Genomic DNA, 727 nt, shown 5'->3' with positions numbered 1-727 from the left:
CCCCCCGCCACAGGCTCCAATCCGGCGACTATCTGGAAATCGGGAAGATGTGCTTTCTCCCTGAAATGAACGGGAACCAGTGTTTTGGGAGCCGGGTGCTCTCCCAGCTTGTAAAATGGCTGAAAAGGAATACGGACAGCCTGTTCCTCTACACGCTGGCGGACGGCATTATGGGGAAATGCGGCTATGTGTATCAGGCCGCGAACTTCCGGTACATCGGGAGCTTTCCCACCAGCGTCTACCGCTGTACGGCCACCGGAGAGAAAATCCACCCGCGGAGCGCAAGGCTCTTACTGGAAGAAAACGCCGCCCTTGACGGGGTAGAAAGACGGTTCTGGCTGACCCATGGCTACTGTGAATACAAGGGGATTGAAAAAATAAACGGCCTCATGTTCCGTTACCTCTACCCGCTGAACCGGAAGGCGGAAAGAATCCTGAACGCCTACCCGGAGTACCGGGGGCTCCCAAACCCGAAGGATAAGGATTTAAGATTTACCATGCGCACCGCCCCGGGGGTATATACCCCAGTCCCGCCGCCGGTATTTAACCGTGATGTATGCCAGTTCAACACACAGAAATGTTGAGGCTGGCTTTTTTTGTTCCGGGAAAGGAGGAATGACCTATGGGAAAGAAATCAAAAAAAGGCAGGCCAAAACAGCCGCCGCCGGAAACCTTCACCTCGGGCCAACATGGCCCGAAGCAGGAAACCAGCCAGCCGCCGAATTCC

The 727-nt window shown here is 55.3% G+C and carries 1 protein-coding gene; it reads left to right on the top strand.

From position 1 onward, the window contains the following. Window positions 1-584: Mom family adenine methylcarbamoylation protein (locus HMPREF1548_RS26655; protein ID WP_021639923.1), on the top strand; the 584-nt coding region annotated here is incomplete at its 5' end. Window positions 585-727: the final 143 nt, after the last annotated feature.

Origin of the sequence: Clostridium sp. KLE 1755, assembly GCF_000466465.2 — a bacterium.
In the GTDB taxonomy this organism is placed as follows: domain Bacteria; phylum Bacillota; class Clostridia; order Lachnospirales; family Lachnospiraceae; genus Eisenbergiella; species Eisenbergiella porci.
Note: the sequence above shows the minus strand (reverse complement) of the source record. Positions and strands in the feature narration are given on the sequence as shown.